This window comes from Sphingomonas bacterium (genome assembly GCF_903643065.1).
Lineage (GTDB): Bacteria > Pseudomonadota > Alphaproteobacteria > Sphingomonadales > Sphingomonadaceae > Sphingomonas.
On record NZ_CAHJWX010000482.1, the window covers coordinates 1 to 2522 of the forward strand.

A 2522-nucleotide genomic window follows, 5' to 3' on the forward strand; every position below is an offset into this window, starting at 1 on the left:
GGCGGTGGCGCGCGGCCTGGTCGCCGATCCGGCGCGTGCGGTGCTGGCGGGGCTGTGGGCGAACGACACCGACCGGCTGTGCATCGTCCCGACCGGCGACGCGCTGCGGCTGGGCGCCAGCGTCGACTATGGGGAGGGGCAGGGCTGCGCCGCGTCCGGCACGGTCGAACGGCATGGCGATCGATTGCGCGTCCGTTTCGGCGACTGCCGGTTCGACGCCGGCTTCGATGGCGAGCGGATCAGCTTTCCCGCCGAGCTGCCCGATGCCTGCGCGCGCACCTGCACCGGTCGCGCCTCGCTGACCGCGCTGACGGTGGAACGGCTGAGCGAGTCGGTGTCGGAAGCGGCGACGTTGCGGGCGTCCGATGGACGGAACCTGTGCGCCGGTTGACGTGAACGTCAAGCAGGCGTAGCGGACGCGTCATGGCGACCGCCTATGCCACCGTTCCGTCGCGCGCCGATCGCGAGCGCTTCTCGATTACCGATCTGTGCGACGAGTTCGGCGTCACCGCGCGCGCGCTGCGCTTCTACGAGGACGAAGGGCTGATCGACCCCGAACGGCGGGGCACGCAGCGCGTCTATTCGCATCGCGACCGCGCGCGGCTCGCCTGGATCCTGCGCGGCAAGCGCGTCGGCTTCAGCCTGGCCGCGATCCGCGAGATGATCGACCTGTACGATGTCGGCGACGGCCGGCGTCACCAGCGCGCGGTGGCGATCGAGCGCTGCCGCGAGCGGATCGCCTCGCTCGCGGCGCAGAAACACGACATCGACGCCGCCCTCGCCGAGTTGCGTGATTTCGTCACCGTGCTCGAAGCCGGCGCCGCCCAGGATCGAAGGTAGACCCATGCCCAGCTATACGCCCCCCATCCGCGACACGCGCTTCGTGCTGGAACATGTCGTCGGGCTCGCCGGCCACGCCAACCAGCCCGGTTTCGAGGCGGCGACCCCCGACGTGGTCGACGCGGTGCTGGAGGAGGGCGGCCGGTTCGTCGCCGACATCCTGTTCCCGCTGAACCAGTCGGGCGACCAGGAGGGCTGCACGCGCCATCCCGATGGTAGCGTCACGACGCCGGCGGGGTTCCGCGACGCCTATCGCCAATATGTGGAGAGCGGCTGGGCGACGCTGGGCAACCGGCCCGAGTTCGGCGGGCAGGGCATGCCGCACGTCGTCTCGACCGCGTTCCAGGAATACATGATCTCCGCCAACATGGCCTTCGCCATGTACCCCGGGCTGACGCACGGCGCCATCGCGGCGCTGAGCGCGGCTGGCTCGCCCGAGCAGCAGGCGACGTACCTGCCCAAGCTGGTGTCGGGCGAGTGGGGCGGGACGATGAACCTGACGGAGCCGCAATGCGGCACCGACCTGGGCCTGATCCGCACCCGCGCCGAGCCGAACGCGGACGGTTCATGGTCGATCACGGGCACCAAGATCTTCATCTCGTCGGGCGAGCACGACCTGACGGAGAACATCATCCATCTCGTCCTCGCCAAGACGCCCGGCGCGCCCGACTCGTCCAAGGGCATCAGCCTGTTCGTCGTGCCCAAGTTCATCGTCGAGGCGGACGGTTCGCCCGGCGCGCGCAACGCCGTCACCTGCGGGTCGATCGAGCACAAGATGGGCATCCACGCCAATTCGACCTGCGTGATGAACTATGACGGGGCGACCGGCTGGCTGGTCGGCGAGGAGATGCGCGGGCTCGCGGGGATGTTCGTGATGATGAACGCCGCGCGGCTGGGCGTCGGCCTGCAGGGGCTGGGCGTCGCGGAGACGGCGTATCAGAACGGCGTCGCCTATGCGCGCGACCGGCGGCAGGGCCGCGCGCTGTCCGGCGCCGCCGAGCCGGCGGAAAAGGCGGACGCGCTGTTCGTCCATGGCGACGTGCGCCGCATGCTGATGGAGGCCAAGGCGCTGACGGAGGGGCTGCGCGCGCTGTGCCTGTGGGGGGCGTTGCAGGTCGATCTGGAGCACCTCGCGGTCGATGATGGCGAGCGCCGGATGGCGGCGGACCTGATCGGGCTGCTCACCCCCGTGATCAAGGGGTTCGGCACCGACATGGGCTACAGGATCGCGACCGACATGCAGCAGGTCTATGGCGGTCATGGCTACATCGCCGAATGGGGCATGGAGCAATATGTCCGCGATGCCCGGATCGCGATGATTTACGAGGGCACGAACGGCGTCCAGGCGATGGACCTGGTCGGGCGCAAGCTGGCGCAGAACGGCGGCCGCGCGGTGCAGGCGCTGCTCGCCCTCGTCGCGGGCGAGGTCGCGGCTGGCAAGCAGGACGAGGCGACGGCGGCGTTCGCGACGGCGCTGGAGCGCGCGCTGGGCGATCTGCAGGGGGCGACGCTATGGTTCATGGCTAATGCCATGCGCGATCCGAACCATGCGGGCGCGGGCGCGGTGCCGTACATGCACCTGACCGGGCTGGTCGCGGTGGGGCTGATGTGGCTGCGCATGGCGACGGCGGCGGCGCGGCTGCGCGCGGCCGGCGAGGGCGACGCGGCGTTCCTGGAGGCCA

Annotated in this window: 3 protein-coding genes; all 3 read left to right on the top strand. The window is 70.5% G+C overall.

The genetic code is table 11. The annotated features are described in order from the left end of the window. Positions 1–391: hypothetical protein (locus tag HUU95_RS14180; RefSeq protein ID WP_174280687.1), on the top strand; the 391-nt coding region annotated here is incomplete at its 5' end. Between the two features lie 32 nt (positions 392–423). Continuing rightward, a complete protein-coding gene (locus HUU95_RS14185) occupies positions 424–840 on the top strand; it encodes a MerR family transcriptional regulator (protein WP_174280688.1) in 417 nt (138 codons plus the stop codon). Between the two features lie 4 nt (positions 841–844). Further along, positions 845–2522 (top strand): acyl-CoA dehydrogenase C-terminal domain-containing protein (locus HUU95_RS14190; protein WP_174280689.1); only part of this gene is annotated, 1678 nt, incomplete at its 3' end.